This window comes from Stenotrophomonas sp. PS02298 (assembly GCF_029959445.1).
Classification (GTDB): domain Bacteria; phylum Pseudomonadota; class Gammaproteobacteria; order Xanthomonadales; family Xanthomonadaceae; genus Stenotrophomonas.
Genome location: NZ_JASCOR010000057.1, coordinates 1 through 26,245, shown reverse-complemented (window position 1 = coordinate 26,245; position 26,245 = coordinate 1). Strand labels below are relative to the sequence as shown.

At 65.1% G+C, this 26,245-nt stretch carries 24 protein-coding genes; 20 read left to right on the top strand and 4 right to left on the bottom strand.

All coding sequences use genetic code 11. The annotated features are described in order from the left end of the window. Positions 1 to 117: 117 nt before the first annotated feature. Positions 118 to 993 carry a LysR substrate-binding domain-containing protein gene (locus QMX78_RS10515; protein ID WP_282269197.1) on the bottom strand — a complete coding sequence of 292 codons (876 nt, stop codon included), beginning with the start codon at positions 991 to 993 and terminating at the stop codon, positions 118 to 120. A 167-nt stretch (positions 994 to 1,160) separates the two neighbouring features. On the opposite strand from QMX78_RS10515, the gene bla reads away from it, so the two are divergent. The 4 genes from bla (at position 1,161) to QMX78_RS10495 (ending at position 6,750) form a co-directional block, all read left to right on the top strand. Beyond that, complete coding sequence (gene bla, locus QMX78_RS10510; RefSeq protein ID WP_282269195.1) at positions 1,161 to 2,060, top strand: class A beta-lactamase; 900 nt, start codon at positions 1,161 to 1,163, stop codon at positions 2,058 to 2,060. A 71-nt stretch (positions 2,061 to 2,131) separates the two neighbouring features. After that, the gene (locus QMX78_RS10505; RefSeq protein WP_282269193.1) at positions 2,132 to 3,364 is read left to right on the top strand and encodes a cation:proton antiporter; all 1,233 of its coding nucleotides are present in this window, start codon (positions 2,132 to 2,134) and stop codon (positions 3,362 to 3,364) included. 69 nt (positions 3,365 to 3,433) lie between these two features. Further along, positions 3,434 to 6,082, top strand: a complete 2,649-nt coding sequence (locus tag QMX78_RS10500) for a serine/threonine-protein kinase (protein WP_282269191.1) — start codon at positions 3,434 to 3,436, stop codon at positions 6,080 to 6,082. Positions 6,083 to 6,108: 26 nt separating this feature from the next. Beyond that, positions 6,109 to 6,750: a hypothetical protein gene (locus QMX78_RS10495; protein WP_282269188.1), complete on the top strand. Its 642-nt coding sequence runs from the start codon at positions 6,109 to 6,111 to the stop codon at positions 6,748 to 6,750. A 50-nt stretch (positions 6,751 to 6,800) separates the two neighbouring features. Here QMX78_RS10495 and QMX78_RS10490 read toward each other — a convergent pair whose 3' ends face one another. Then, a complete protein-coding gene (locus QMX78_RS10490) occupies positions 6,801 to 7,751 on the bottom strand; it encodes a DUF3011 domain-containing protein (RefSeq protein WP_282269186.1) in 951 nt (316 codons plus the stop codon). A 155-nt stretch (positions 7,752 to 7,906) separates the two neighbouring features. On the opposite strand from QMX78_RS10490, the gene aspS reads away from it, so the two are divergent. The 3 genes from aspS (at position 7,907) to QMX78_RS10475 (ending at position 10,806) form a co-directional block, all read left to right on the top strand. Then, entirely contained in the window at positions 7,907 to 9,664 is a 1,758-nt protein-coding gene (aspS, locus tag QMX78_RS10485; RefSeq protein WP_282269184.1) for an aspartate--tRNA ligase, read from the top strand. A gap of 3 nt (positions 9,665 to 9,667) precedes the next feature. Further along, complete coding sequence (locus tag QMX78_RS10480; protein ID WP_282269182.1) at positions 9,668 to 10,189, top strand: GNAT family N-acetyltransferase; 522 nt, start codon at positions 9,668 to 9,670, stop codon at positions 10,187 to 10,189. Positions 10,190 to 10,542: 353 nt separating this feature from the next. Further along, entirely contained in the window at positions 10,543 to 10,806 is a 264-nt protein-coding gene (locus QMX78_RS10475; RefSeq protein ID WP_282269180.1) for a transposase, read from the top strand. 30 nt (positions 10,807 to 10,836) lie between these two features. Here QMX78_RS10475 and QMX78_RS10470 read toward each other — a convergent pair whose 3' ends face one another. Together QMX78_RS10470 and QMX78_RS10465 are read right to left on the bottom strand one after the other, a co-directional pair. Further along, entirely contained in the window at positions 10,837 to 11,850 is a 1,014-nt protein-coding gene (locus QMX78_RS10470) for a FecR family protein (protein WP_282269178.1), read from the bottom strand. After that, on the bottom strand, positions 11,847 to 12,329 hold the full coding sequence (locus QMX78_RS10465; protein WP_282269170.1) for a sigma-70 family RNA polymerase sigma factor: 483 nt from the start codon (positions 12,327 to 12,329) through the stop codon (positions 11,847 to 11,849). The genes QMX78_RS10470 and QMX78_RS10465 overlap by 4 nt, the downstream gene beginning before the upstream one ends. A gap of 254 nt (positions 12,330 to 12,583) precedes the next feature. Here QMX78_RS10465 and QMX78_RS10460 point away from each other — a divergent pair, with 254 nt between their 5' ends. The 13 genes from QMX78_RS10460 (at position 12,584) to pal (ending at position 26,138) form a co-directional block, all read left to right on the top strand. Continuing rightward, positions 12,584 to 15,607, top strand: coding sequence for a TonB-dependent receptor (locus QMX78_RS10460; RefSeq protein WP_282269168.1), 3,024 nt, complete (start codon positions 12,584 to 12,586; stop codon positions 15,605 to 15,607). 54 nt (positions 15,608 to 15,661) lie between these two features. Next, positions 15,662 to 16,309 carry an alpha/beta hydrolase gene (locus tag QMX78_RS10455; RefSeq protein WP_282269166.1) on the top strand — a complete coding sequence of 216 codons (648 nt, stop codon included), beginning with the start codon at positions 15,662 to 15,664 and terminating at the stop codon, positions 16,307 to 16,309. 67 nt (positions 16,310 to 16,376) lie between these two features. After that, positions 16,377 to 17,108 carry a YebC/PmpR family DNA-binding transcriptional regulator gene (locus QMX78_RS10450; protein WP_282269164.1) on the top strand — a complete coding sequence of 244 codons (732 nt, stop codon included), beginning with the start codon at positions 16,377 to 16,379 and terminating at the stop codon, positions 17,106 to 17,108. 72 nt (positions 17,109 to 17,180) lie between these two features. After that, entirely contained in the window at positions 17,181 to 17,702 is a 522-nt protein-coding gene (gene ruvC, locus QMX78_RS10445) for a crossover junction endodeoxyribonuclease RuvC (protein WP_282269162.1), read from the top strand. 10 nt (positions 17,703 to 17,712) lie between these two features. Next, positions 17,713 to 18,300: a Holliday junction branch migration protein RuvA gene (ruvA, locus tag QMX78_RS10440; protein ID WP_282269160.1), complete on the top strand. Its 588-nt coding sequence runs from the start codon at positions 17,713 to 17,715 to the stop codon at positions 18,298 to 18,300. Positions 18,301 to 18,335: 35 nt separating this feature from the next. Continuing rightward, positions 18,336 to 20,261: a potassium transporter Kup gene (locus QMX78_RS10435; protein WP_282269158.1), complete on the top strand. Its 1,926-nt coding sequence runs from the start codon at positions 18,336 to 18,338 to the stop codon at positions 20,259 to 20,261. A gap of 33 nt (positions 20,262 to 20,294) precedes the next feature. Beyond that, on the top strand, positions 20,295 to 21,341 hold the full coding sequence (ruvB, locus tag QMX78_RS10430; RefSeq protein ID WP_282269156.1) for a Holliday junction branch migration DNA helicase RuvB: 1,047 nt from the start codon (positions 20,295 to 20,297) through the stop codon (positions 21,339 to 21,341). Continuing rightward, the gene (gene ybgC, locus QMX78_RS10425) at positions 21,331 to 21,756 is read left to right on the top strand and encodes a tol-pal system-associated acyl-CoA thioesterase (RefSeq protein ID WP_282269154.1); all 426 of its coding nucleotides are present in this window, start codon (positions 21,331 to 21,333) and stop codon (positions 21,754 to 21,756) included. The genes ruvB and ybgC overlap by 11 nt, the downstream gene beginning before the upstream one ends. Before the next feature lie 20 nt (positions 21,757 to 21,776). Continuing rightward, on the top strand, positions 21,777 to 22,556 hold the full coding sequence (gene tolQ, locus QMX78_RS10420; RefSeq protein WP_282269153.1) for a protein TolQ: 780 nt from the start codon (positions 21,777 to 21,779) through the stop codon (positions 22,554 to 22,556). Positions 22,557 to 22,594: 38 nt separating this feature from the next. After that, the gene (tolR, locus tag QMX78_RS10415; RefSeq protein ID WP_282269151.1) at positions 22,595 to 23,023 is read left to right on the top strand and encodes a protein TolR; all 429 of its coding nucleotides are present in this window, start codon (positions 22,595 to 22,597) and stop codon (positions 23,021 to 23,023) included. After that, entirely contained in the window at positions 23,013 to 24,080 is a 1,068-nt protein-coding gene (gene tolA / locus QMX78_RS10410; RefSeq protein ID WP_282269149.1) for a cell envelope integrity protein TolA, read from the top strand. The genes tolR and tolA overlap by 11 nt, the downstream gene beginning before the upstream one ends. A gap of 157 nt (positions 24,081 to 24,237) precedes the next feature. Next, the gene (tolB, locus tag QMX78_RS10405; protein WP_282269148.1) at positions 24,238 to 25,557 is read left to right on the top strand and encodes a Tol-Pal system beta propeller repeat protein TolB; all 1,320 of its coding nucleotides are present in this window, start codon (positions 24,238 to 24,240) and stop codon (positions 25,555 to 25,557) included. Between the two features lie 62 nt (positions 25,558 to 25,619). Further along, a complete protein-coding gene (pal, locus tag QMX78_RS10400; RefSeq protein WP_282269147.1) occupies positions 25,620 to 26,138 on the top strand; it encodes a peptidoglycan-associated lipoprotein Pal in 519 nt (172 codons plus the stop codon). Positions 26,139 to 26,245 lie beyond the last annotated feature (107 nt).

Genomic DNA, 26,245 nt, shown 5'->3' with positions numbered 1-26,245 from the left:
TGCCCCTGCCGAGCATGGCTCGGCACTACCGCCTTGGCCCCTCTCCCGCTTGCGGGAGAGGGGTTGGGGTGAGGGTAGCTTTTTGCTGGTAAAGCCGCTGCCGAGCATGGCTCGGCACTACAGGTCCAATCCTCCCTGCGCGAGCAGCCACAGCCGGAAGCGTCGCAGCGGCTCGCGCTCCTGTCGCGAGCGCAATCGCGTCAGCCAATACCTGCCCAACGACAGGGTCTGTGCGAAGGGCTGCAGCAGCCGGCCCTCGGCCAGGTCCTGCTCGAACATGCGCAGCGGCAGCAGCGCCACGCCGGCACCCGCGGCCGCGGCACTGGCCAGGGTCAGGGACGAATCGAACACTGCACCACGCGCTTCCACACCGCTGACACCCGCTTGCTGGAACCAGCGCGGCCATTCGTCGTTGCGATACGAGCGCAGCAGCGGCACGTTGCCAAGATCACGCGGTTTCCGCAGTTTCCGCGCTACAGCCGGCGCGCACAGCGGCGCGAACAAGGTGTCGACGATCGGCGTGCACTCCTGCCCTTGCCAGTCGCCATCGCCGAAGCGGATCGCCAGGTCCAATCCTTCGCCGGCCAGATCGATGCGGTTGTTGTGGGTCTGCACGCGCAGCTCGATATCCGGATGCGCGGCCTCGAACTCGGGCAGGCGCGGCAGCAGCCAACCGGTGGCAAACGTGCCGACCACGCCCACCGTCAGCACTTCGCGGAAGCGACCGCCGGTGAAACGGTCCAGCGCGATCGCGATGCGGTCGAAACTCTCGGTGAGCACCGGATACAGCGCCGCACCCTCGTCGGTGAGGGCCACACCGCGCGGCAGCCGATGGAACAGGCTGACCTGCAGGCGGTCCTCCAATCCACGGATCTGGTGACTCAAGGCGGCCTGGCTGACGCAAAGCTCCAGCGCGGCGCGGGTGAAGTTCAGATGGCGTGCGGCGGCTTCGAAGGCGCGCAGGGCGTTGAGCGGCAACTGGGGACGGATCATGGCGGAGTCATGACGAAACTTGATGTTCGGCCACATTATTCCGCGTCCAGTGGTCGAATTTGCACCTGAGATGCAAATATAACTAATGGCTTGCGATGATTATTCGCGATGGTCGCAGGCCGCAGCGGCGGGCAAGATCAGCCCGATCACGCCCAAGGAGAGTCCCCATGCTTGCTCGTCGTCAGTTCCTCACGCTTGGCGGTGCCGCCTTGGCCAGCGCCTTGATACCGGCCGCGTTTGCGCGCGCTGGTGGCGCTGCAATCCCTGTGCCGGTGGCAGTCAGTGACGCTGACTTCGCCGCACTTGAGAAAGCCAGTGGCGGCCGGCTGGGGGTCTGCCTCTGGAACCCGGCCAGTGGCGCCCGCTACGGACACCGCATCGACGAACGCTTTCCCATGTGCAGCACGGTCAAGTTTCCCTTGGCCGCAGCGGTCCTGCGCCGCGCGGATGCCGGCCAGTTGTCGCTGGACCAGCGCGTGCCGGTGCGGGCGAGCGACATCCTCGACCATTCGCCGTTCACCGAGCGCCACGTCGGCAAGAGCATGACCGTGCGCGATCTGTGCCGGGCAACGATGATTGTCAGTGACAACGCGGCGGCGAACCTGTTGCTGCCGCTGGTTGGCGGCCCGGCCGGGCTTACCGCCTTCCTGCGCGAGCACGGTGACCGCGTCACCTTGAGCGCGCGCAATGAGCCCGAGCTCAATCGGTTTGCCGCCGGTGACCCGCGCGATACCACCAGCCCAGCGGCGATGGCCGGCAACCTGCAGCGCTTCCTGCTTGGCGACGTGCTCGGCGAGGCCTCACGCCAGCAACTGGCCGATTGGCTGATCGACAACCAGACCGGCGATGCACGGCTGCGTGCTGGCCTGCCACAGGACTGGCGGGTAGGCGACAAGACCGGCAGCAACGGCAGCGACACCAGCAACGACATTGCCGTGCTGTGGCCGTTGGCGGGTGGCACGCCATGGCTGCTGAGCAGTTACCTGCAGGGTTCTGCACTGGATGATGACGGCAGGAATGGCATCCTGCGGCAGGTAGGGGAGCTGGCTGGCGCCCGCCTGCGCTGACGGCTCCACCGTTGGCGCGGCGGTGGCCGGTGGGCGAGACCCCACGTACCCGGTCACAGGAAACAGGCGTCATGAGCAAGGAAGTAATCTATCTGTTGTTGATTTTCGCGTTGCTGGTCATCCCACGCGCGTTGCAGCGTTTCAATATTCCCGCGCCATTGACCTGCCTGGTGTTCGGCATCAGCGCGATGCTGTGGCTGGGTGACGGATCGCACGATCCGGTGGTCAACCTGCTGGCCACGCTGGGTATTTCCTCGTTGTTCCTGTTTGCCGGCCTGGAGGTGGATCTGGCCGACCTGCGCAAGGGCATGTGGCCGCTGCTGACCCATCTGGTGATCCGCAGCGCCACGCTCACCGGCGTCGCCTGGTTGGCATGGCATTACGCCGGCCTGCCCTGGCAGGCGGCGGCCTTGCTGGCGCTGGCGCTGCTCACGCCCTCCACCGGCTTCATCATGGATTCGCTGTCCCAGCTCGGCCTGGATGATGCCGAGCGGTTCTGGGTCAGCAGCAAGGCCATTGCCGGCGAGTTGTTGGCGCTGGCTGCGTTGTTCGTGGTGTTGCAGGCCGGCGATCCGGCGCATATGGCACTGTCGAGCATGGCCTTGCTGGCGATGATGGTGGGCCTGCCGTTGCTGTTCATTGGGCTCGGCCGCTGGGTGGCGCCGCACGCACCGGGCTCGGAGTTCTCGCTGCTGGTGATGGTCGGCATGCTGGCGGCCTACATCACCTATGCATTGGGCGTGTACTACCTGGTGGGTGCGTTCATCGCAGGCTTGGTCGCGCGCCTGCTGCAGCAGCGCATGCCGTCGCTGGCCTCGCATGAAAACCTGCATGCGCTGCGCCTGTTCGCATCGTTCTTCGTACCTTTCTATTTCTTCAACTCGGGTACCAAGGTGCCAGCCGAAGCGCTGAGCTTCGAAGCGCTGGGTCTGGGCCTGCTCATCACCCTGGTGGTGCTGCCGCTGCGCATCGCGGTGATCTGGCTGCAGCGGCGGGTGCTGTTCGGAGAGAGCTTCCGCACCAGCCTGCGGGTTGCGCTGGCGCTGTCGCCGACGCTGATTTTCACCCTGGTGCTGGCAGCGATCATGCGCGAGCGCTTTGCGATCTCGCCGGTGTTGTTTGGTGCGCTGCTGTTGTATGCCGCGCTGACCACACTGTTGCCATCGCTGGTGTTCCGGCGGCCGATGGACGTGGATCCGCTCAGCAATGAAGCTGCCGGAACTGCGGATGCAGAGATCGTAAGAGAAGCCGTGCTCAATTCGGATTCGTCTTCTGTCCCCGACTCTTACGTACCGGAGCGTTGAGCGCCGCTTATCATCCCCAGGGCAACGTCGGCTTCGCAATGTAGCGGGCGGCTGGCCCAGGGGGTGTAGGTGGATCGGGATAGTTGGCAACAGGTGCGCGAGCTGTTCGACGCAGTGTGTGAACTGCACCCGTCGCAATGGCGGAGCGAACTCGCGCGGCTGAGCGCTGATCCCGCGGTCGTAGCCGAAACACTGGAGCTGCTCGAAGCGCAGACCAGCGAACTCGGCCGTGCGCTCGAGCCGATGCAGCAGCTGATGGTTGCGGCGATTCCTTCCGAATTGAATGAAGGCGATGTCATCGGGCCTTGGCGCCTGTACGAACGGCTGGCCAGCGGCGGCATGGGGATGGTGTTCCGTGCCGAACGTGCTGATGGCCTGTATGCGCAGGAGGTGGCGATCAAAGTGCTGCAGGGCAAGCCCAGTGCACGTGTCGCTGAGCGCCTGGCCGCCGAGCGGCGCATTCTGGCCAGCCTGCAGCATCCGAACATCGCCCGCCTGTACGACGGTGGTACTACCCCGGGCGGAAATCCCTATCTGGTGATGGAATATGTGCGTGGTGAACCGCTGGATGTTTACTGTGCACGCCGCCAGCTTGACCTGCACCAGCGCCTGCAGCTGTTCCTGAAAGTGTGCAGCGCGGTGCAGGCCGCACACGCGCGGCTGGTGCTGCATTGCGACCTGAAGCCGTCCAATATCCTGGTACGTGAGGATGGCGAACCGGTGTTGTTGGACTTCGGTGTGTCGCGCGTGCTGGGCGACGAGGCCAACGACCCCGCTGCGCAGTTCTTTACGCCTGCATACGCGGCGCCAGAGCTGCAGTCAGGAAGCCTGGTGGGTGTCAGCAGTGATGTCTTCAGCCTGGCTGCGGTATTGAGCGAGCTGTTGGCAGGCAAGCGCGGCAGGCGCGGCGCAGGTGACAGCGCTGCCGCAGTGGCTGCGCCCAGCGGGTTGGCAGGACGCGATTGTCGCTGGGCGCGATCCTTGCGCGGTGATCTGGACGCCATCGTGGTGCGGGCGGGAACCTTGGCGCCCGGGCAGCGCTATCCGTCGGTGGAGGCGATGGCCGCGGACGTGCAGCGCTATCTGCAGCATCGGCCGGTGCAGGCACGCAATGGTGGCCGGTTCTATCGCGGTGGGCGTTGGCTGCGACGCAACTGGAAGGGGGCTGCCTTGCTGTTGCTGGCGTTGCTGCTTGCAGCCTGGTTTGTGTGGCGCCTGGCCGCCGAACGCGCCGCCGCCGAGCGCGAGGCTAAGATCGCCGAGCAGGTCAGCGGGTTCCTCGTGGAAATGTTCCAGGCGGCCGATCCACGCGAAAAAGGCGTGCGCGGCGGTGAGGACATCAGTGCACGCGAAGTGCTGGATCGGGCAGCATCGCGCATCGACGAGGAGCTGGATGCATCGCCGGAAGTTCAGGCACGCTTGAAAGGCGTGATCGGCCTGGCTTACCGCAATGCGGGTGATCTGCGTCGTGCCGACCCGATGATGCTGCAAGCCGCCGAAGCGCTGGCCGCCGCTGGTGGCGACAAGAACCTGGACGAAGCCGCGCGCCTGTTCAACCTGCTGGCGGGAACCTATGCCAACAACCGCAAGGGCGTGGAAGGCGCCGCCATGGCACGGCGGGCGCTGGCGTTGCTGGGCAGGCAGCCAGCAGATAGCTTCCGTGTTGCCCAGTCCTACAACTCGCTGGGACTGTCGTTGTTGTCCGAGCAGCGCTATGACGATGCCGAGGCTGCTTTCAAGCAGGCACTGCAGCGTCACCAGGCCGGCAAGCGCGAGCAGTACATCGGCGTGACATTGGACAACCTGGGCATGATGTACCGGCGCAAGGGCGATCTGGTCGCCTCGGCCGCGGCGTTCGACCAGTCAACGCCGATGTTCCTGCGCAGCCTGGGGGAGATGTCGTATGACTACTGGGCCAGCAATACCGAACGTAACTTGATGGTGATGGATCGCGGTGAACTGGATGCGGCCATCGCTACGTTCGAGGCCAATCTGGCACGCGCACCAACGATATTCGGACAGCGCAGCGTCTATGTGATCAGCGAGAACAACCGCCTGGCGCAGGCACTGATACGCAAAGGCGACCATGCGCGTGCACGGCCCTATGTCGAAACCGCCCTGCGGCTGTCGGCCCAGGTGCTGGGCAAGGACAGCTACAACTATTCGGTCGTCACCGAAACCGCCGCGCAGCTTGCCCAGGCGCAGGGCGAGAGCGCCGCCGCCGAAGCCAGCTACCGCGAGGCGTTGGCGGTACGCACGGCGGCGATTGGTGGCGATCATCCGGACAGCCTGGATCTGGAACTGCAGCTTGGGCTGCTGTTGGCAGCCCAAGGCAACGCTGACGGCGATGCAATGGTGCAGCGGGCGCATGATCTGTGGCTGCCTCGTATTCCAGCCGGCAGCGCCAACGGTATTCGCCTGCAGCAGGGCTGGGCCGAATGGCTGATCGCCAAGCACCGACTGGATGAGGCTGCGCAGACCTTGGAAACCGTGCAGCCGCTGCTGTTCGATAGTCCTTATGCGGCGGTGCGCCAACAGGTATTGGGTGCGCGTTTGGCTGAGCAGCGCGGCAATCGCAGCGAAGCCGTGCAGTATTGGCAGGCCGCCGTCGCCGCTGCCGAGCCCTTGTACGGCAAGACATCGGCGGTAACCTTGCAGTGGCGCGCTGCCCTGCAGGCGGCGCGAGATCATGTGCAAGGCAGTGGCGCGTTGCCTTGAACCGGCGCGTAGGCGAGGATCGGGGCATGAAAACTTCCTCCTTCTCGAATCTGATCTGCATTCTGGCCCTGGCCGGCACTGCTGTCCTTCCTGTTCCGGCAATCGCTGCCAGCACCTCCCCAGCGGCAGCGGTCGCGCCGGCCGACCAGTTCCTCGCCGATCTGGCGCGCTACTGCGGGCAGGCCTTTGCCGGCCGCATCATCGCCAACCAGCCGCAGTCCAGCGCGCCGGACCCATTCGATGGCAAGACCCTGGTGATGCATGTGCGTGGCTGCGACAGCCCACGGCAGGAACTGCGGGTGCCGTTCCATGTGGGTGATGACCATTCGCGCACCTGGGTGATCAGCCGTACCGATAGCGGCCTGCGCTTGAAGCACGACCACCGTCATGCCGATGGCAGCCCGGATGCGGTGACCATGTACGGCGGTGATACCGTCCAGGCCGGCAGCGCGGGGCGGCAGGAGTTTCCGGTCGATGCCCAATCGGTGGCGATGTTCACCGCAAATGGCATGACCGCCTCGCTGCGCAACACCTGGGCGATGGAGCTGGTGCCGGGCAAACGCTTCGTCTACGAGCTGGCGCGCCCGGATGGGCGTTTGTTCCAGGTCGAGTTCGACCTGGGCACGCCGGTGGAACTGCCGCCGGCGCCTTGGGGCAGCGAGGCCTGACATGCAGAGGGCGCCGTTGCCGGCGCCCTCTGATCCTTCGGGCGGGGGACTCAGCGTCCGCTGAAACGGGCGCGGCAACCGCCGTTGACCCAGATGCTGTTGCCGTTGAAGCCCCAGTTGCGGCCTTCTACGCAGCGCGTATCCGAGGCCTGCTGGACCATGACCGGGCGCCCCTGGCGGCGATCCCAGGCGCAGGTGTTCAGGCGGTTGCTGTTGCTGTGGCAATCCACGAAGTAGTTGTTGCCACCCCAGCTGCCGCCATTACCCCAGCCGCCACCACGGCCTTCGGCGAATTCACCACGGCAGCCACCGTTGACCCAGATCGTGCCATTGCTGCTGCCCCAGTTGCGGCCTTCCACGCAGCGCGTATCGGAAACCTGGCGGACCAGCACCGCGCTGCGCCAGCCGGTATTGCAGACCACATGACGGTTGCTGTTGCTGTCGCAGCGGATGGTCTGGCTGCTGTTTCCATGGCCCGGGCTGCCGCCCCAGCCGCCACCGCGACCTTCGGCAAATTCGGCGCGGCAACCACCGCTGACCCAGACACTGCCGTTGTTGCTGCCCCAGTTGCGGCCTTCGGTGCAGCGGGTGTCGGAGACCTGACGGACCAGCACTGCGCTGCGCCAGCCGGTGTTGCAGACCTGCTGGCGGTTGTTGTTGCTGTCGCAGCGGATGGTGCGGCCGTTGTTGTTGCCGGCGCCGCCGCCCCAGCCACCGCCGCGGCCTTCGGCGAACTCGGCACGGCAGCCGCCGTTGACCCAGACGCTGCCGCTGTTGCTGCCCCAGTTGCGACCTTCGATGCAGCGCGTATCGGAGACCTGGCGGACCAGTACCGCGCTGCGCCAACCGGTGTTGCAGACCTGTTGGCGGTTGCTGTTGCTGTCGCAGCGGATGGTGTTGCCCTGGCCGCCCGGATACCCGGATTGGGCCGAAGCGGGGGATGGGCTCATCGCCAGCCCAAACAGGGCAGCCAGGCCGGCGAGCAGGAGGGGACGGTTCATGGCGGCTTCCCTGTTCAGGTTGGGTGGCCGAACTATAGGCGCGGTCCCACTTAAGGCCGCGTGACTGATCGCCGGATTTGCTCCTGCACCCGCAGAGCGCCAAAATACGGGGCTACCCGGCACCGTTTCGTACCGGGCCCCCTGCGGAGCTTTCCATGCGTACCCATTTCTGCGGCCTGGTCGACGAGACCCTGATCGGCCAAACCGTGACCCTCGCCGGCTGGACCGACGTTGCCCGTAACCTCGGCGGTGTCTGCTTCATCGATCTGCGCGACCACGAAGGCATCGTCCAGGTCACCGTCGAACCCGACAACGCCGAAGTGTTTGCCGTCGCCGCCAGTCTCGGTTACGAGGACGTGCTGCAGGTCGAAGGCGTGGTGCGCGCGCGCCATGCGGTCAACGACAAGATCCGCAGCGGCAAGGTGGAAGTGATCGCCACCCGCATCAGCATCCTCAACAAGGCCGCGCCGCTGCCGTTCCATGCGCACGAGAACCCGGGCGAGGAAACCCGCCTGAAGTACCGTTACCTGGACCTGCGTCGCCCGGAAATGCAGCGCATGCAGCGCACCCGCATCAAGCTGGTGCAGGCGCTGCGCCGCCATCTGGATGCACGCAACTTCCAGGACATCGAAACCCCGATCCTGACCAAGGCCACCCCGGAAGGCGCGCGCGACTTCCTAGTGCCGGCGCGCATGCACCCGGGCGAGTTCTACGCCCTGCCGCAGAGCCCGCAGCTGTTCAAGCAGATCCTGATGGTGGCCGGCTTCGACCGCTACTACCAGATTGCCCGCTGCTTCCGCGATGAAGCCCTGCGTGCCGACCGCCAGCTGGAATTCACCCAGCTGGACATGGAGTTCGCCTTCGTCCGCGAGCGCGACGTGCAGGATTTCGTCGAGGACATGATCCGCTCCATCTTCAAGGAAGTGGTCGACGTCGACCTCGACGCCAGCTTCCCGCGCATGACCTGGGCCGAGGCGATGCGTCGCTACGGTTCGGACAAGCCGGACCTGCGCATCGCGCTGGAGCTGGTGGACGTGGCCGAGCTGGTCAAGACCAGCGAGTTCCCGGTGTTCACCGCTGCCGCCAATGACGCCGACGGTCGCGTGGCTGCGCTGCGCATCCCGGGCGGTGCCAGCCTCAGCCGCAAGCAGATCGACGAATACGCCGCCCACGCCGCCAAGTACGGTGCCAAGGGCCTGGCTTACATCAAGATTGCCGAGAACGGCGAGATCAGCTCGCCGATCCAGAAGTTCTTCGCCGAAGACGCCTTCGCTGCGCTGCTCACGCAGGTTGGTGCAGGCAATGGCGACATCGTGTTCTTCGGTGCAGGCGGTTACAACAAGGTCTCCGACTTCATGGGCGCGCTGCGCCTGAAGGCCGGCAAGGATTTCAACCTGGTTGCCGACGGTTGGGCGCCGCTGTGGGTCACCGACTTCCCGATGTTCGAGTGGGACGAGGAAGAGCAGCGCTACGTCGCCCTGCATCACCCCTTCACCGCACCGGCGGTGGACGATGTGGCCGAGCTGCGTGCGCATGCCAAGACTGCGGTGTCGCGCGGTTACGACATGGTGCTCAACGGCAACGAGATCGGCGGTGGTTCCATCCGTATCCATCGCCCGGAAATGCAGAGCGCGGTGTTCGAGCTGCTCGGCATCGGTGCCGAAGAGGCGCGCGCCAAGTTCGGCTTCCTGCTGGACGCCTTGAACTTCGGCGCACCGCCGCACGGTGGCATCGCCTTCGGCATCGACCGTATTGCCGCGCTGATGGCCGGTACCGAATCCATCCGCGACGTGATCCCGTTCCCGAAGACCACCGGCGCACAGTGCCTGATGACCGATGCACCGTCGCCGATCGCCGACGCGCAGCTGGCCGAAGTGCACGTGCAGGTGCGTCCGCGCGCCGACAAGGCCTGAGCCTTGGCAGCTGACGCCAGCATCCGTCGCGCCACGCCCGATGATGCTGGCGTGTTGTGTGCACTGGCCGAACGTACCTTCGTGGAGACGTTCGGCCACCTGTACCCACCGCAGGACCTGGCCGATTACCTGGCCACGGCGTACCCGGTCGAACTGCAGCGGCAACAGCTGCAGTCGGGCGACTATGCGGCGTGGTTGCTGGACGTGGCAGGCGAGGCCGTTGGCTTCGCCTTTGCCGGCCCCTGTGGCTTGCCGCATGCGGATGCCAGTGCAACCGACGGCGAGCTGAAACGCCTGTACGTGCTGAGCCAGTACCAGGGCGGTGGTCGTGGCGGCCTGTTGTTCGATGCGGCCCTGCAGTGGCTGCAGGCGTCGGGGCGCACGTTGTGGATTGGCGTGTGGTCGGAGAATTTCGGCGCGCAACGCTTCTATGCACGGCATGGCTTCGAGCACGTCGGGGCCTATGAATTCCCGGTCGGCAGCGTGCGCGACAATGAGTTCATCCTGCGGCGGCTTGCTGGCTGATTGACGCTCGGCAATGCCGATTTCAGGCGTCGCCGGGAGTGCGCTCTGCCGGGCATGGCTTGGCACTACAGTTGTGTGCCTGCATCTGTGGGCGCGGCGTGAGCCGCGAAGCTGGTAATCCAGCAGTTTGCCGATAGCCTCTGTGCATGCATCAAAGTGTGCGCTGCATCGCTGCGGCCATGCTTGGCCGCTGCGTCTACACAGGAAAGGGGGGCGTGCGCATACGTGCGTCCTCCCGAACACCGGGCCTGATCGCCGAGCCTTGTTGCTGCGGCCACGGTGCGGAATGTCTGGGCGTGGATACGGACGGCAATGCAGGCGTTGAATGCGGTTGCCGGCAAGGCGAAGCAATCATGAGAAAGCAATTTGACGAGGCTCAGGTGATCGGCTTCCTGCGCGAGCTTGATGCCGGCCAAACCCTGCAGGTGCTCTGCAGGAAGCATGGTTTCAATGATGCGTCGCGTGGGCTGTTGCGGCGTGCCTGCGCTGGCCTGCGTGTGTCCCGCGCAAACCACCTGCGGCGCTTGCAGCTGGAGAACCAACGGCTCAAGGATCTGCTGCACGTGCAGGCGCAGGAGCGCGTGCGGATCAGGCAGGCCCTGCGCGAGCAGTTGTGAGCGTCTGCCACGCGCCACGGAGCGGGGTGGTCAGCGGCTGAGCTCGGTCTCGCCTGCGGCATTGGTATGTGCCGAAACCTTGTGCAAGGCGCTCAAGGCTTCAACGAAGCCGCTGCTGTCATTGCTGCGGAACACCCCGGAAACGCGCAGTTCCCCCAGCGTTGCATCCTTGATCCGCAACGGACTGCCGCCATAGCGGTTGAACTCGTCTACCGCCGCTCGCAATGGCATGTCTGCAAACACCAGCTGGCCGTCGATCCATGCCGGTGCGCTGCCGCCGTGGAAGCTCTGTACCTGTGGGGGCTCGCCGGCGGCCATGTGCGCGCGCTGCCCGGGAGTGAGCGTGGCCACGGCTGCGGCGCTGTCGTCGGCCGCGGCGGCGCGCAGCTGTACCTTGCCTTCGAACAGGGTTACATCAAGGCCATCGTCCAGACGATACACCTCGAACTGGGTGCCGACCGCACGCACGCTGCCTTGTGCTGTATCCACGGTCAGTGGACGCGCGGTGTCGGCGGCAACCTTGAAGAAGGCGCGGCCCTGGTCCAGGGCGATGCGACGCTGTTGCCTGCTGTAGCGCACGCGCAGCGTGGTGCCGGTATCGAGATCAACCTGCGTGCCATCGTCGAGGGTGATGCTGCGCTGCTCGCCGATCGCGCTGGCATAGCGTTGTTCGCTGATTGGCGCCGGGGCAAGGACGCGCCAGCCAATGACAACCGCAGTCAATGCCGCCGCACAGGCCACCAACCATTGCAGGCGGCGCGGCCTGCGCTGCAGCTGTGGCTGGGTTTGCGCCGGAACGGCTGCAGGGATCGCCGCCAGCCGCTGGCTGATCTCGGGCGCGGCGGAAAAATCGCCCAGCATCGTCCACATGCGCTCGACGCGCTCGTAGGCAAGCCGATGCGCGGGCTCGGCATCCAGCCAGAGCTGGTGCTCGGCCTGCTCATCTTCACTCACTTCATCGGCGTGCAGGCGTGCAAACCAGGCCGCGGCCTGGGTGCGAATGGGATCGGTATCTGCAACGACTTCAAGCTTGGTTTCTTTCATGGCTGCTCCAAACGCGTGCCGAAGTGCAGCAGGGCGCGCATCATCTGTTTCTCCACGGCACTGACACTGATGCCCAGTTGGCTGGCGATGGCGGCATAGGTCATGCCTTCATAGCGATGCAGCAGGAATACCTGCTGACAACGCGGTGGTAAATCATCCAGCACCTTCAAGAACAGCTGCAGGCGTTCGCGGTCCTGGTAGACGCGCTCACCACATACGGTTTCGGTGGGCCAGCCCTCGGTGTTCTCATCGATGGGTACATGTTGTCCAACATGGCGGGTACGGTCGCGACGGTAACGGTCGCGCAGCAGGTTGCCCGCAATCGTCATCAAATAGGCCTCGACGTTGTTGACCTTGTCCGCCTGCGGATCGCGCATCATCCGCACCAGTGTTTCCTGGGTGAGATCTTCCGCGTCTTCCACCGTACCCAGGTGGTTCCTGAAGTAGCGCATCAGGCGTGGACGGTACTGTTGCGCCATGGCGCCCGTGTCCCGGAGGCTGTCGGGCGTGGGCTGGATGGGCGGCAGGGCGGCGGTCATTGGCAGGCGTTGACAGTCTGGGGCGACACGCGCAGCTTGGGCCAGTGCCAGTGATTCTGCCAGATGAGGGGTTTTGCGCTTGCTGCGTCTGTACAGGGGGTGCCGGCTCGGTGCCAGTCCGGTTGTCACTGGGAGAGGGGATGATTGCCAGCGCGGGTCGCGGAAATCAGCGGGTGCGGGACGGTCGGCGTGGCATGTTGCGCTGGCTGTTGCTATGCCTTGTCGTGTTGATCGTGCCTGCTTGGGCACAGGGCATTTCCGTCATCCGCGATTACCAACAGCCACGGCAGCCCTTGCAGCAGGCGTTGGCGCAACTGGCAACCCGCTCGGGGCTGCAGATATTGATGGCGCCGCAGATGCTCGCTGGCAGGACCGCGCCTGCGTTGAACGGGCGCTACAGCGTCGCCCAGGCCCTGCAGCAACTGCTCGCTGGCAGCGGCCTGGGCTATACGCTGACCAGTAGCGGGGTCATCACCATTGTCCCGGCAGCGACAGCTCCGGCAGCTGCAGCGCCCAAGCCAACGCAGCCGGTGGCGATGCCGGCCGTGGCCAGCTCCCTGGCCTCGCTGCAGGTCACCGGTTCGCGGATACGCCGCAGCGCGTTTGAAGGCCCGGCACCGGTAACCATCATCACTGCCGAGCAGATGCAACGCGATGGCCATTTCACCTTGGCAGATGCGCTGGCCGTGAATGGAATGAGCAATTACGGCGCTGAGTCGCTGGACGGCGGCGGACGCTTTTCGGCGAACGCGCAGCCCTTGAACCTGCGCGGCCTGGGCCCGGGCAGGGCGCTGATCCTCGTCGATGGCCGGCGGTTGCCGGACTACCCGTTTCCCTCGAACGGACGCAGCAATTTCCAGAGCCTGGGTGGCATTCCCCTGGCCAGCGTGGAGCGTGTCGAATTGATGACCGGTGGTGCCTCGGCCATCTACGGTGCCGATGCGATCGCCGGGGTGGTCAATATCGTGCTCAAACAACCCCGCAGCGGTTCGCAGGCCAGGGTGCGCACCGGCACCAGCAGCCAGGGTGGTGGTGATCGCTTTGATCTGCAGTGGTCCGCCGGGCATGGCGGCGAGAACTGGGGGCTGAGTTATGCCGTGCAGTACTCGGCCGCCGAATTGCTGCGTGGCGCGCAACGCGACCTGCAACGTCCAACGGGCGGCACTGCAGGCGTGCCAGTGGCTCCCGAACTTGGGCTGGGTTTCATGCGCGAGGACGGCGCCGCTCAAACGCTGGTGCCGCTGCCGCGCGATGTCTGCTCGCGCTGGCAGGGTGAGTTCGTCGACTGGGACTTCGTTGCGCCTGCAAACGCGCCATCGGCGCTGCAAGGACACGGTTGCGGAACCTGGCGCAATGCTGGCTACACCTCGCTGATGGATGGCGTGCGTGAATTGTCCGGGCAGCTGCATGCACAGTGGGCGTTGTCATCGCGCACGCAGGCATGGGTGGGCTTGCAGCTGTGGAATGCGCGCAGTGAGCTGGCCAGCGGCTTTGAAACCATCACCGGGCCGCATCTGGCCAGTACCGGCAAGGTCAGCCAGGTCTATGACCCACGCTTGGGATACCTCGCGCTACGACGCGTGCTTACCCCGCAGGAAGTGGGTGGGCCGGACGCAATGAACGACCACTACCGTGAGCGGATGTGGGATCTGGCGTTGGGGCTGCAAGGTAGTTACGGGCAGCGCCTGGACTGGAGCCTGACGGTCGGTCGTTCGGATTATCGGGTGCAGCGTGATCGGCGGCGCTTGCTGGGCGAGAAGGTCAATGACTTTTTCTTTGCTCCCGCGATGGGGGTGACCAATGATGGCGTCATCATCCAGCCATTGAACCTGCAGCATTGGTATCGGCCGATCACGCCTGACGAATACATGTCCATGTCGAGCAATGTGCATTACGACGCGCTTACCCGGGTGGATGAAGCGTCCTATGTTGTCTCCGGTGGGATCGCCGATCTGCCTGCGGGCAGCCTGGCAATGGCGCTGGTGGCAGAGGCCAGTCGCCAGCGCTACCGGCTGCGCAACACGCCATCGGTGCTGCCCCTGCAGATGGATACCTACAACCTCACTGGCAGCGTGGGCGAAGGGACGCGCGATCGCTACGCACTGGGCGCCGAGCTGAGCGTCCCGTTGACGACGGCGATCAAGGGCAACCTGGCCGGCCGCGTGGACAGGTACGACGACGCGGTCGCAGTCGCCACCGCGCGCACCTGGAGTGCGGGGCTGGAATGGCGACCGGCACACAACCTGCTGATGCGTGCCAGCCACGCCACCAGCTTCAAGATGCCGGACATGCATTGGGTGTTCACCGATGGCGGCGGCAGTTTTGGCACCGCCCTTGATGCAAGGCGTTGCATCGTTGCCGGTGCCAGTCCTGGCTGTGCTGGTTATGAATCGGAGTTTCTGACCCAGACCTATCGCAACCCTGAGCTGGGCGCGGAGACAGGCACCTCGATCACGGTCGGTGTTGTCTGGGATGCCAGCGATGCCTTGTCGATCAGTGCGGACTATTGGGATGTCAGCAATGAAGGTGGCATTGGCCGCATCTCGCCGGCGCTGCTATTGCGTGATGAAGCCGAGTGCGCCACCGGCCTGCGCCCGGATGGGCGCCCGAGCACGGTGGATCCCCGGTCCTGGGAGTGTCGCAAGGCGCGCTCGCGGGTAGTGCGCAGCGGCGGGCGGGGCGATGGCCGCATCCTCATGGTCGAGTCGACGGCGGCCAACCAGTCCGAGCAACGCATCCGCGGCATCGACACGGTAGTGGATTGGCGTTTCAGCAGCCGCATCGGTGACTTCACCCTGCACACGGCCTGGACGCATACGTTCTGGGCCCAGCGCCGGGTGCGCTCACCGGGGACCCTGCACGAGGAATGGCGCCAGGCGCAGTGGGACTCAGGTGAAAACCTGGCGTTCCGCAGCAACCTGCGTACCAGTCTGGGGTGGCAGGGCCAGGGCGGCTGGTCAGCGAATCTGTCCGGCATCCGCTACGGTCGCTTGCCGCGTGTTGATGGCCAAGGCCGGATCAAGCCACTGCTGCTGTGGAATGCCAATGTCGGCAAACAGATCAGCAAGCGCGCAACGGCGACCTTGTTCATCAACAATCTATTCAATACAGCGCCGCCGCGTGACAGCAGCAATGACGAATTCCCGTACTACTACGACGAGGTCTACAGCGCGGTAGGGCGGCAGCTGGCCGTGCAGCTGGATTACAACTTCGACTAAAGGCAGGGCCGTTGCCCGTTGTGGTGGGTAACGGCGATGACGGAAACTGCGCACATGTCATGGCAGAACTCCCCGCGTCCCCGTGTGCTGATCCTGCACGGCATCTGGAACACCCGCTCCTGGCTGTTGCCATTGGCCTGGCGCTTGCGCACGCAGGGCTTCGCGGTGGATACGTTTGGCTATGCCAGCGTGTTCGGCGGACCCGGACAGGCGGTGCCGCAGTTGGTGCAACGTTTGCGCACGGAAGGGCAGGTATCGCTGGTAGGGCACAGCCTGGGTGGTCTGGTCGCGCTGGAGGCGCTGCGGCAGGCGCCGAGCCTGGAGGTGCCGCGGGTGGTCTGCCTGGGCTCACCGCTATGCGGCAGCGGCACCGCCCGTTCGATGGCCGAGCATGGTTGGGTGGCGGCCTTGGGGCGTAGCGGCGACCTGTTGTTGCACGGTTTGCCGGATTGGCAGGGAAAGGCCGAGGTCGGCCTGATCGCCGGCTCGGTGGCGCATGGGCTGGGGGCAATGATGGGGGCCTTGGACGGCGAATCCGATGGCACCGTGGGGCTGGCGGAGACCCGCCTGCCGGGCCTGGCCGATCACTGCGTGGTGCCGGTCAGCCATAGCGGCTTGGTGCTGTCGCCGGAGGTGGCCACGCTGACCGCCGGCTTCCTGCGCCAGGGGCGCTTTCCGACGGTTGCCGCCGTAACCGGCTGATGACGAGGGCAGGGCGGGGGATCAGGTAGAATTACCGTCCTGTTCCTGACAGATGTACGGTATTCCCATGGGTCGAGGTCCTTCCATCGAAGGTCGCAAAAACGCGAATGACGCGAAGCGCGGCAAGATTTTCACCAAAATCATCCGGGAGATCAGCGTTGCTGCCCGTGGTGGCGGAGGCGACCCAAACAACAACCCGCGCCTGCGCGTGGCGATGGACAAGGGCCTGGCCGCGAACATGACCAAGGATGTCATCGAACGCGCGATCAAGAAGGCCACCGGTGAGCTGGAAGGCGTCGAGTACGAAGAAGTGCGCTACGAGGGCTATGCCCCGGGCGGCATCGCCGTGATCGTCGACTGCTTGACCGACAACCGCGTGCGTACCGTGGCCGACGTGCGCCATGCTTTCAGCAAGTGCGGCGGCAACATGGGTACCGAAGGCTCGGTGTCGTTCATGTTCAAGCGGCTCGGCGTGCTGAGTTACGCCCCCGGTGCAGATGAAGAAACCATCACCGAGGCGGCGATCGAGGCCGGTGCCGACGATATCGCGGTCTATCCAGAGGACGGCTCCATCGACGTGATCACCGCGCCGGAAGCCTTCCAGTCGGTGAAGGACGCGATGACAGCCGCCAAGCTGGTGCCGGACCACAGCGAAATCACCTTCCGTGCCGACAACGACGTCGCCGTCGATGCCGATACCGCGGTGCAGGTGAAGAAGCTGCTGGACATGCTTGAAGACCTGGACGATGTGCAGGACGTGTATTCCAACGTCGACCAGGCAGGCCTGGAGCGGGTCTGAGGACCCGCCCGGTCCCACCGGGTGAGACGGCGTCCGGCCATGCTGGGCGCCGTTTTTACTGATAGAGGCAGCATGACCCGCATCCTTGGCATTGATCCCGGCTCGCAACGCACCGGCGTCGGCATCATCGACATCGACGCCAACGGCCGCGCCCGCCATGTTCATCACGCGCCACTGGTGCTGTTGGGTGCGGCGGATTTCCCGCAGCGGTTGCGATTGCTGGCGCACGGGCTGCATGCCTTGATCGAGGAATTCCAGCCGCAGGAAGTGGCGATCGAGAAGGTGTTCATGGCCAAGAACGCCGATTCGGCCTTGAAGCTGGGCCAGGCGCGTGGCGCGGCGGTGTGTGCGGTGGTGATGCGCGACCTGCCGGTCAGCGAATACGCCGCCACCGAGATCAAGCTGGCGGTGGTTGGCCGCGGCGGCGCGGAAAAGCAGCAGGTGCAGCACATGGTGGGTTTGATGCTGAACCTGCAGGGCAAATTACAGGCAGACGCCGCCGATGCATTGGCGGTGGCCATTACGCATGCGCATGTCCGCGCCACGGCCAATCGGCTGGGGGTGGATGTGCGCCAGGCTTGGAGTCGGAAATGAGGTATTTCGCATGATCGGTCGCCTGCGCGGCATCCTCGCCTACAAGGCCCCGCCGTGGCTGGTGATCGACGTCAATGGCGTCGGTTATGAGCTGGAGGCGCCGATGAGCACCTTCTATGACCTGCCCGATGTCGGCCGCGAGGTCATCCTGTTCACCCATTACGCGCAGAAGGAAGACAGCGTCTCGCTGTACGGCTTCCTGCGTGAGGGCGAGCGCAGGCTGTTCCGCGACGTGCAGAAGGTGTCGGGCATCGGCGCCAAGATCGCGCTGGCGGTGTTGTCCGGGGCCAGCGTCGACGAGTTCGCTCGGCTGATCCAGACCGGCGATGTCACCGCGTTGACCCGTATCCCCGGTATAGGCAAGAAGACCGCCGAGCGCATGGTGGTCGAACTGCGTGACCGCGCAGCCAATTTCACCGGTGGCGGCGCCCCCATTGCCGGCCAGCTGGGCACCGATGCGGTGTCCGAGGCGACAGTGGCGTTGCAGCAACTGGGCTATAAACCGGCAGAGGCGGCCAAGATGGCGCGCGATGCCGGTGCCGAGGGCGATGATGTCGCCACGGTCATCCGTAAAGCGCTGCAAGCGGCGCTGCGTTAACCCCTTCGGCAGCATGACGCCAACCCGAGATCGCCATGTCCCACGCTCCTTCCACGTCTGAATCTTCAACTCAAGGCCACGGTCACGGTCACGGCGGTGCTGCCGGCGGCATGGCGCTGGTCGTCGGTGCCATTGGCGTGGTGTTCGGTGATATCGGCACCAGCCCGCTGTACACCTTGAAGGAGGCGTTCTCGCCGCACTACGGGCTCAACAGCGACCACGACACCGTGCTGGGTGTGCTGTCGCTGGCGTTCTGGGCGTTGAACATGGTGGTCACGCTCAAGTACGTGACCATCATCATGCGCGCCGACAACGATGGCGAGGGCGGCATCATGGCCTTGATGGCCCTGGCCCAGCGCACTCTGCGCAATGGCTCGCGGTCAGCCTATGTGGTCGGCATCCTTGGTATTTTCGGTGCCTCGCTGTTCTTCGGTGACGGCGTGATCACGCCGGCGATCTCCGTGTTGGGCGCGGTCGAGGGCCTGGAAGTGGCGGCGCCGGGGCTGGGCCATTTCGTGGTACCGATCACCCTGGTGGTGCTGGCAGCGGTGTTCGCTGCGCAACGTTTTGGCACCGAGAAAGTGGGCAAGGTATTCGGCCCGGTGATGACCATCTGGTTCCTGTCGCTGGCCGCGATCGGCATCTGGAACGTGATCGCCGCGCCGGAAGTGCTCAAGGCCTTCAACCCGCTGTGGGCGGCACGCTTCTTCATAGAACATGGCTGGCACGGCGTCTTCATCCTCGGCGCGGTCGTGCTGGCGGTGACCGGTGGCGAGGCCTTGTATGCGGACATGGGCCACTTCGGGGCACCGCCGATCCGCCACGCCTGGTACTTCTTCGTGCTGCCGTGCCTGGTGTTGAACTACCTGGGGCAGGGCGCGCTGGTGCTGCAGCGCCCGGATGCGGTGGCCAATCCGTTCTTCGAGGCGGTGCCGGGCTGGGCGCTGATTCCGATGATCCTGCTGGCAACAATGGCGGCGGTGATTGCCAGCCAGTCGGTGATCACCGGTGCGTTCTCGGTATCGCGGCAGGCCATGCAGCTGGGTTACATCCCGCGCATGCGCATCCTGCATACCTCGCACGACACCATCGGCCAGATCTATATCCCGGGCATCAACTGGGGCCTGGCGGTGATGGTGTTCGGGCTGGTGCTGGCCTTCCGCAGCTCCAGCAACCTGGCCGTGGCCTACGGCATCTCGGTATCGGGCACGATGCTGATCGACACCTTGCTGCTGGCCCTGGTCGCCCGCGTGCTGTGGCCACGGGCGCGCCACGCCATCGTGGCCTTGTGCGTGGTGTTCATTTTCATCGACCTGGGCTTCGTGATCGCCAACGGCGCCAAGTTGCTGCAGGGCGCCTGGTTCCCGCTGGTGCTTGGCCTGGTGCTGTTCACGATGATGCGCACCTGGCGCCGAGGCCGCGAGCTGCTGCGTGATGAGATCCGCAAGGACGGTATCCGTCTGGACACATTCTTGCCTGGCCTGATGCTGGCACCGCCAGTACGGGTACCGGGTACGGCGGTGTTCCTGACCGCCGATCCGAGCGTGGTCCCGCACGCGTTGATGCACAACCTCAAGCACAACAAGGTGCTGCACGAGCGCAATGTGTTCCTCCACGTGGAAACCCTGCCGATGCCGTATGCGGCCGAAGGGCAGCGCCTGCGCATCGATTCGGTGGGTGATGAGTTCTACCGCGTCCATGTGCGCTATGGCTTCATGGAAACCCCGGATATCCCGCTGGCGTTGATGCGCTCCTGCGACCATGGCGGCATCTATTTCGACCCGATGGATACCACCTTCTTCGCGAGCCGCGAGACCATCGTGGCCAGTGCCAACCGTGGCATGCCGATCTGGCGCGACAAGCTGTTTGCTTTCATGCATCGCAACGCGGCGCCTGCCACTGGCTTCTTCCGCATTCCGGGCAACCGGTTGGTGGAATTGGGCGCGCAGGTGGAAATCTGATCGGATGCGACGTGCTTGGCGCATAATTGCGAAATGACTGACGACCGCATCATCGGCGCCGGCGCGACCCGCGAGGACGACGCCGCCGACGCCAGCATCCGCCCGCGCAGCCTGGCCGATTACCTCGGTCAGGCACCGGTGCGCGAGCAGATGGATATCTATATCCAGGCCGCCAAGGCCCGCCGCGAGGCGCTGGACCATGTGCTGATCTTCGGCCCGCCCGGGCTGGGCAAGACCACGCTGAGCCACGTGATCGCCAACGAGCTGGGTGTGGCGCTGCGTGTCACTTCCGGCCCGGTGATCGAGAAAGCCGGCGATCTGGCCGCGCTGCTGACCAATCTGCAGCCGCATGACGTCTTGTTCATCGACGAAATCCACCGTCTTTCGCCGGTGGTCGAGGAAGTGCTGTACCCGGCGATGGAAGACTTCCAGATCGACATCATGATCGGCGACGGCCCGGCCGCGCGCTCGATCAAGCTGGATCTGCCGCCGTTTACCCTGATTGGCGCCACCACCCGCGCCGGGCTGCTGACCGCGCCACTGCGCGACCGCTTCGGCATCGTGCAGCGGCTGGAGTTCTATTCGGCCGAGGAGCTGACCCGCATCGTGCGGCGTTCGGCAGGCATCCTTGGCATTGATTGCAGCGCCGAAGGTGCCGGCGAGATCGCCCGTCGTTCGCGTGGCACCCCGCGTATCGCCAACCGGCTGCTGCGGCGCGTGCGCGATTACGCGCAGGTCAAGGCTGGCGGGCATATCGACCAGGCGGTGGCGCAGGCGGCGATGCAGATGCTCAAGGTCGATCCGGAAGGCTTCGATGAGCTGGATCGGCGCATGTTGCGCACCCTGGTGGAATATTTCGATGGCGGCCCGGTCGGGGTCGAGTCGATGGCTGCGGCCCTTTCCGAGGAGCGCGGCACCCTGGAAGACGTGGTCGAGCCGTTCCTGATCCAGCAGGGCTTCCTGGTGCGTACCGCCCGCGGGCGCATGGCCACCAGCAAGGCCTACCGCCATCTGGGCCTCAAACCCAAGGCGGCACCGGCGCCTGTGGACCTGTTCGCGGAGCAACGCGATGACGAATGAGTCTCGGTTCAGTTGGCCGACACGCATTTACTGGGAAGATACCGACGCTGGCGGCGTGGTGTACCACGCCCGCTACGTGGCCTTCATGGAGAGGGCAAGGACCGAATGGATGCGCGCCCTCGGCTATGGTCAGGAAACCATGCGTTGCGGTGACGGCCAGGTATTCGTGGTCCGTGCCATGAACCTGGATTTCCTGAAGCCGGCCAAGCTGGACGATGCGCTGACCACCACGGTGGAACTGCTGCAATGCCGGCGAGCCAGCCTGCTGATGGCGCAGGCGGTGATGCGCGATGACCAGGTGCTGGCGACGGCGCAGGTCCGCCTTGCCGCTGTCGGTGCCCGCGACTTCCGTCCGCAGGCGCTCGATGACACGCTGTACGCAGTACTGAAACCCCTTCAAACACAACCCGCTTAAGCAACACTGAGGAAGATCGGATGATCGCTTTGCTTCTGGCCCTGCAGGCCACCGTGAACGAGGCCCTGCCTCCGGACATCGCGAACGCTGCGGCGGAGACTGCCGTCAAGGCCTCCCACGGCGGCATCAATTATTGGGAGCTGATGAGCAAGGCCAGCATCCCGGTGATTATCATCGTGTTGCTGTTGCTGGCTGGCTCCTTCATCAGCTGGGTGATCATTTTCCGCAAGGCGAGCGTGTTCAAGGCCGCCAACGCAGAGGCCAGTGAGTTCGAAAATCGTTTCTGGTCCGGTGCCGACCTCGGCAAGCTGTACGCCTCGGCGACCGACCGCAACCGTCAGGTTGGTGGCCTGGAGGCCATTTTCGAAGCCGGTTTCCGCGAGTATTCGCGCCTGCAGGGCCGCCGCGCCTTTGATGGTCGCACCCAGCTGGAAGGCGCGCAGCGCGCCATGCGCACCACCTACATTCGTGAGGTGGATGGGCTGGAGCGCAATCTGGAATTGCTGGCCAATATCGGTTCCACCGCGCCGTATGTGGGTCTGGTCGGCACCGTGTTCGGCATCATGGTGACCATGCACGACATGATCAACAGTGGTGAGCAGGCTGGTATCGCCTCGGTTGCTCCGGGTATTTCCGAAGCCCTGTTCGCCACCGCGATCGGTCTGTTCGTGGCCATCCCGGCGGTGTGGGCCTACAACCGCTTCACCACCCGCGTCGAGCGGCTGTCGGTGCGCTATGAGACCTTCGCCGAGGAGTTCAGCTCCATCCTGCAGCGCCAGCAGAGCGGCAGTGACGAGTAAGCGCGTCCGCGCTTTCCTCTGACTGCAGGAGCCTATCTATGACCGCTGCCATACCCCGCCGCAAGCGCCGCAAGCTCAAGTCCGAGATCAACGTCGTGCCGTATATCGACGTGATGCTCGTGCTGCTGATCATCTTCATGGTGACCGCGCCGCTGCTGACCCTCAGTTTCGAGGTCGACCTGCCCAGTTCCACCGCCAAGGCGCTGGAAAGCAAGCAGGATCCGATCGTGGTCTCGGTGCGCGCCGACGGCCAGATGAGCCTGAAGCTGCCTGAAGCCAAGGAGCCGCAAGCGATGGACGCCGGCGCGCTGCAGGCACAGTTGAGCTCCCTGGTTTCGCAGGACAAGAATCTGCGCGTGATCGTGGCCGCAGACAAAAGTGTGGCCTATGAAAAGGTCATGGATGCCATGGACGTGATCAAGGCCGCGAAGATCGAAAAGGTGGGCCTGGCGACCGATGCACGCTGACGCACTGCCACCACCGCTTGATAACCGCAACGAGTGGGGCCTGCCGGTCGTGCTGGCGCTGGCGGTGCACCTGCTGGTCGCGGTGATCTTCATCGTTGCCTGGTTATGGTCACCCACACGCAACACCGAGGCCGCCGCTGGCGACCCGGCGCTGCAGGCCAACATGCAGCTGTCCGCCGCCGAGGCTTCGGCCGCGCGGCAGGCCCTGCGTGCCTCGGAAAAGCTGCCGGATCTGCCCGAGCCGGTGGAAGAAGCCCAGCCCGAGCCGGTACCGGAAGACACCGTGCCGCCGCCGCAGCCCATTCCCGAGCCCAAGCCGCAGGACGCGCCGACCCCGCAACAGCACAACGCCCAGGAGCGCATCGCCCAGCCGGACACGGTCGACCAGGAGCGCGTCAGTGCCTTGGCCATTTCCCAGGAAAAGGCCAGGCAGGAGCAGGAGGCCAAGCGCCGCCAGGAACAGATCGACCTGACCGAGCGCAAGCGCGTGGAAGAGGCCGAGCAGAAGCTGCGCCTGGCCAAGCAGCAGGAAGAGGCCGATCGCAAGAAGATCGCCGACCAGCAGCGCCAGGCCAACGAGAACCAGGCCGAGCAGGAGCGCCAGCAGAAGATCGCCGAGATCCGCCGCAAGCGTGAGCAGGCTGAGCGCGAAGCCAAGCTGGCCGAGCAGCGCCTGCGCCAGGTGGCCGATGCACGCGCCCGTGCGCAGGCGGCGTCGACCAGCAGCGGCAACAGCGGGCCGAGCACGCCATCGCCGGGGCAGGGCGGCACCAGCAATGACCTGACCGCCAAATATGCTGCGGCCATCCAGCAGGCCGTGGTTGCGCAGTGGAACCGGCCGGACAATGTCGCCAATGGCACGCGTTGCCGGATCCTGATCAAGCAGCTGCCGGGCGGCGAGGTGATGAGTGCCGAGGTGCAATCGGGTTGCGCCATGGACGCGGCGGCGCGTGATTCCATCGAGCGTGCCGTGCTGAGGGCGCAGCCGCTGCCCTTCCGTGGCTATGAGACGGTGTTCCGGCGCGAGCTGATGTTTACATTCACCGCCCAGAATTGAGCGGCAGCGCCGCCGGGCATGCTGTTGGTTTCACTGGAAATTTATTATTTGGGGCAAACGCAGGCAGATTTCACATGACTTTCGTTCACGATTGCGAAAATGTTCATCTGCCTGCTGCTATCCCTCTTTCATATTCACTCGTACTGCTGAGCGCCTCATGAAGAATCTGTCACGCTGGCTGGTCGCCCTCACCGTTCTGCTGCTGCCTTTTGTGGCCGCGGCACAGCAGGGGGCTTTGGAAATCGAAATCACCGGTGGCAACGCCTCGGCCACGCCGATCGCGGTTGTGCCGATGGCCTACCAGGGGTCGGCCGGTGCGCCGCAGACCGACGTGGCTGCGGTGGTGCGCGCCGACCTGGACCGTTCCGGCCAGTTCCGCAACCTGCCCGAAGCGCAGATCGTTGAACGCCCCAGCCGCGGCAGCGAGGTGCAATACCCGACCTGGCGCGCGCTCAAGCAGGACTTCCTGGTCGTCGGCCGTGTGCAGGACGCCGGTGCCGGCGCCTACCGCGTGGAATACGAACTGTTCGACGTGGCCAAGGGCGAGCGCCTGCTCGGCCTGGCGATGACCGCACGTTCCAGCGCCATGCGTGACGTCGCCCACCAGATGGCCGATGCGATCTACGAGAAGATCACCGGTGTGCGTGGTGCCTTCTGGACCCGCATCGCCTACATCACTGCCAGCGGCAGTGGCGCCAACATGCGCTACGCGCTGATGGTGGCCGATTCCGACGGCTACAGCCCGCAGACCATCGTGCGCTCGGCCGAGCCGCTGCTGTCGCCGAGCTGGAGCCCGGACGGTCGCAAGCTGGCCTATGTCAGCTTCGAGCGCGGCAACTCCTCCATCTACGTGCAGGACATCGCCACCGGTGGCCGTGAGCTGTTGACCAGCTTCCGCGGCATCAACAGCGCGCCCTCGTTTTCGCCGGACGGCCGTCGCCTGGCCCTGGCCCTGTCGCGCAGCGGCAACCCGGAAATCTACGTGATGGACCTGGGCAGCAAGCAGCTGACCCAGCTGACCAACCACTTCGGCATCGACACCGAGCCGACCTGGGCCGCCGATGGCAGCTCGGTCTACTTCACCTCCGATCGCGGCGGTCGCCCGCAGATCTACCAGGTGCCGGCCACCGGCGGCAGCGCCAGCCGCGTGACCTTCCAGGGCAACTACAATGCCAAGGCCAGCGTATCCTTCGATGGCAAGAAGATTGCCGTCGCCCAGGGCGCGGGCAGCAGCTACAAGATCGCGGTGATGGACAGCAGCCTGGGGGCGGCGCGCTGGAGCACGCTGTCGCCGGGTTCGTTGGACGAATCGCCCAGTTTCGCGCCCAATGCGAGCATGGTGCTGTACGCCGCTCGTGAAGGTGGGCGTGGTGTGTTGTATGAAGTATCCGCCGACGGCCGGGTGCGCCAGCGCTTGGTGCTGGCCGATGGCGACGTGCGTGAGCCAGCATGGGGTCCGTACCGCACTGCGCGTTGATAAAATGTTAATCTCTTCCCGCATTAATCCCCAACATTGGCCAGGAGCCACTAGGTATAGCCATGAACAAGTCAACTCGTGTTTTGCTCGTTTCGCTGCTGTCGGTAGCCGCGCTTGCTGGCTGCTCGAAGAAGGTCAAGGAACAGCCGGCACAGCCGCCGGTTGATACCGGTTCGACCACCCAGCCGACCGGCCCGTCCACCTCCGGCCTGTACGGCCCGGGCGACCTGGACACCGACGCCTGCCTGCGTCAGCGTGTTGTCTACTTCGACCTGGACCAGGATTCGGTCAAGCCGGAATTCCAGGCCATCATGGCTTGCCACGCCAAGTACCTGCGTGACCGTCCGTCCTCGCGCATCACCCTGCAGGGCAACACCGACGAACGCGGCAGCCGCGCTTACAACCAGGCCCTGGGCGAGCGTCGTGGCAATGGCGTGAACTCGGCTCTGCAGGCCAACGGTGGTTCGGCTTCGCAGCTGACCGTCGTGTCCTACGGCGAAGAGCGTCCGGTCTGCACCGATTCGAACGAGTCCTGCTGGTCGCAGAACCGTCGCGTCGAAATCGTCTACACCGCGCAGTAATCGATGCGCATCAGTCTCAAACTGATGCTCGTGGTCGCGGGGGGGCGGGGGGGGGGGGCGCCCCCCGCCGGCGACCCGGGGCGGGTGTGGTGGGCGGGTGGGGGGGG